Annotated in this window: 3 protein-coding genes; all 3 read left to right on the plus strand. The window is 52.3% G+C overall.

Annotated elements, in window-relative coordinates; all coding sequences use genetic code 11:
* The coding region (locus LWH94_RS18860; RefSeq protein ID WP_232903271.1) for a phospholipase D family protein at window positions 1–1,523 on the plus strand (1,523 nt) is incomplete at its 5' end.
* 15 nt (window positions 1,524–1,538) lie between these two features.
* A complete protein-coding gene (locus tag LWH94_RS18865) occupies window positions 1,539–3,476 on the plus strand; it encodes a hypothetical protein (protein WP_232903272.1) in 1,938 nt (645 codons plus the stop codon).
* Window positions 3,477–3,554: 78 nt separating this feature from the next.
* The coding region (locus LWH94_RS18870) for a transposase (RefSeq protein WP_232903273.1) at window positions 3,555–3,696 on the plus strand (142 nt) is incomplete at its 3' end.

The raw sequence follows: 3,696 nt of genomic DNA on the forward strand, positions 1-3,696 counted from the left end.
GGCACAAAACACGGAATCGGTTGACCCATCGTGACCGCTCAGAGTACAAAACTGACTCCAGCGTGATGGCCGTGTGCAAACCGGTCACGATCCCCGGAATGACCGGTCACGTTCGCCGGAATACGCAGCTTTCCCGAAACCTCACATTTGATCGAAGTTGGGACCTGGCCTTGTCTTTGGACGGTGAGGTTTCTCGCGACTCAATTTACAGCACCCACCAGGGGTGGGATGAGTTGGTGAGAGATCTACTGCTCCAGGATACTTCCTTTGAGCCTGGCAAAGTTATTAGAAAGGAGCTTGGCAGGATCAATTGGCATCCACCTGAGAATTTCAGAGATCCCAGAATTCTTGCGGGTGGGCCCAGGTATGGTCAGCCACTGGATATGCTGAGCCCGAATGACTCGATATTGGTCGTTTCTCCATTTCTGAAAGATTCTGTCGGTGGCGTAGGGGCTTTGGATGAGTTGGCTCAAAGAGTTCCAGAGGGTAATCGCTGGTTATTCAGTCGGGGTGAAGAGCTTGATGAGATAGGGTCGGAGAAGCTTGAAGGTTGGTCGTGTTTTTCCATCAACACGGATGTCGTTGATGGCGAAGAACGTCTGGAGATAGGGACCGGTAGGCACAATCTTCACGCAAAACTGATCGTGGTGGAGCGAGGGCAAACCTGCCACTGGCATCTTGGGTCTGCAAATGCGACAGCTGCGGCACTGGGCAATGCAGGCGCCGACCCGCGCAATACTGAATTGATGGTCAGGCTGACAGGGAAGAGTGCTTTGATTGGTCCGGCCGTGTTGTTTGAGAAGTGGGTTGATAAAGATAATCCTGGCAACGGGCTGTTTGTGGAGCACCAGTTTGAAGAGCGATCAGCGAGTGAGGGCGAGAGCGAGAGAGATTTGTTTCGCGTCCTCTCGTTTGATCTGATTAAAGCGAATTGGACATTGTCCGCCAGGGAAGCAGAGAGCGATCCCACACTTTTTGAGTTAGAGCTTTCGATAGATGAGATGCCGAAACTGCCAGAGGGACTATCGGTGGAGGTGAGCCTTTTGCCAGTGAGTGGCTCCTATCGGCTTCTCGACAGCGTCATCTGCTGGAGCAACTTGAATCTAAACCAGCTCAGCGCCTTCCTGGCAATCAAAATCACCTCGCAGGCAAGCGCTGAAACCGAGCATTTGGTTATTCAGACCGACCTACGTTTACCTGTGGGCACAGACCGCGAGCGGCGGATTATCGAGCAGCTGGTGGATACGGAAGATAAGTTTCTGAATTACATTCGTCTTCTCCTGCAACGACATCCGGACAAAAATGATTGGTTTAGCTTTGATGACGCCAGTGGCCAGGCGGGAGCCTTGGCCACCTTGTTCGGTGAGTCCCCGATTTTTGAACAGTTGATGCTCGCCGCTGCTCGGGACACTGAGGTGCTTGAGAGAATTCAAAAAATGATCGATCGGCTTGAGGGGACTTCTGTGCCAGTCCCAGAAAGGTTTGCTCAGTTGTGGCGGCACTTTTCACCCCAAAAGTGCTAAGGATGGTGTTGGTTTATGCATGAGGTTTTCGAGCAAATCGACAAAACACTTGCCGGTCTGAAGGATTTTCAACAGGCCTCGGTGGAGAGGGTAATCGAAAATTTCTTTTCAGAGGGGCACAGCGAGCGGATTCTTGTTGCGGATGAAGTTGGTTTGGGCAAAACCGTTGTCGCTAAGGGCGTCATCGCACAAATGCTTCGCCGGAAGATCAATGAAGGCGTGGAACCCGCCGAGATCGAGCACCCTCGACCACCTTTTCGCGTCACCTACATCTGTTCCAACCTGGCCTTAGCGAACGAGAACCGTAAGAAGCTGGCGGTGTTCAGTGACGATCTTGCGAAGAAATATGTTCGTGAGCCCTCGTTCGGTCGGTTGGTGGAGTTGGCAGCCAAAGAGAAGCACGGGGCCAATGGCCAATTGCTTGAAGTGTGTTCACTGACGCCCTCCACGTCGTTTTCGCTCACGAATAGCGATGGCAACGTATGGGAACGGCATATCCTGTTTCAGTGTTTGATGAGACACAACTTACTGAAGCCGTGGCGACCGGTACTGGACCGGCTGATGCGCAGCGAAGTCAAACAGAGCACCTGGGATACGCGCGAGCGATGGTTTCAGGGTTGGTATGAGCTGAATGAAGATCTTGTAGATGAGTTTCTAAGCGATCTTGAATCTGAGGTATCGCTTTCAGAGGACCTTGCGGATTGGCTTGAGGTTTCCGGTTGCTCGTGCATTGATGGGCTGGTGGCAATCGGTCGTCGGATATCTGGATGCTTGCCGGACGACTCCGAAAAAACCTGGAATGAGCTGCTGGGTAGCGTTGCCGGAGCAGCATCGGATGTCAGCTCCGCTTCCTTTTATCGACTGCGTTCGGAACTGCGGACCAGGCTGGCGAAAACCTGTGCCCGACACATTCGCGCAGATCTTTTCATCCTGGATGAATTTCAGCGTTTTGATTCCCTTCTGGATATGTCGACGGATTCTGAAAACGCCTTGATCGCACAGGAGGTGTTCAAGCGTGATAGCCCTGGGAAAATTCTGCTGTTATCTGCCACGCCTTTCAAGGCGCTGAGCCGCATAGAAGACGATGAAGTCGAAGCATCCCATCAGGAAGAGCTACGCCACCTCCTGACATTTCTGATGAATTCGGATCAGCAAAGGCTTTCCGAGTATGAGGCTGCCAGGAAGGATCTTTTGGCGACGATACTGCGTCTCCGGGATGATTCGTTTTCAGTTGAGGATCTCTCGAATGCTGAAAAGCTAAGAGTTGAACGAGCCCTTTCGGATTTTATCGCCCGTACCGAGCGGGGACAGATTGGTGAAAACGTTGATTCGGTATTCAGATCGGAACGCCTGGATTGCGCGGAGTACTTCAGCCAAAGCGATATCAAATCCTTTGCGGCAATGACCGGGCTGGCGGACACCGTCGATGAGGTGTCCCAGGCAAGGCACGGTCATCAACTCATGGAGTTCTATAAATCGGCTCCCTGGGCGTTATCTTTTCTTGGTGGCTATTCTTTTAGAGACAGGCTGGAGCGGAATCTAAAGAACTCCAAGGTCCGGTCCGCTCTCGGAAAATCGACTATGAGTTGGTTGCCTCGGGAGCGTATTGCCAATTTTCGACTAAACCTCTCAGAAGAGGCACCGAACGCAAAAGTTCGTGGGCTCGTAAAACGGATCTTGAATGACAGGGTAGAGGAGTTGCTGTGGATTCCCCCCAGCGCTCCTCATTACCCCTTGCAGGGCGCATTTGCAGCCAACCGTAACTTCACCAAAACCCTGCTGTTCTCAGCTTGGGCAATGGTCCCTCGGGCCCTTAGTGGTTTGATGTCCTATGAAGTGGAGAGGCGTCTCCAGAAGAGAAAAGGCAGCCGCTCCAAATACTTTGTTGAGGATAAGAAGCGGAGTGTTCCGCTCATGCGCCTAGCCCGGATTTCTCATGAGAAGGTAGCGTAAGGAGGAAGGGAGCGGCTGAAAGTGCTATGGTTTCAGGACCTTACACCATCACCACTGAACCAACAGCCGCTATCCAAAATGGTACCTGAAAAACTGACCTTCTCGCCACTTTCTCGCCGCCAAATTGAAGCCGATTTTTCCGGTGGTCATATCACCTCCGATGCTGGACTGCTCCTGCTTCGGGAAGTCGATAAACAGCACCGTCTGACTCAGCGCCTGG

The sequence above is a fragment of the Marinobacter sp. G11 genome (assembly GCF_021282325.1).
GTDB classification, from domain to species: domain Bacteria; phylum Pseudomonadota; class Gammaproteobacteria; order Pseudomonadales; family Oleiphilaceae; genus Marinobacter; species Marinobacter vinifirmus.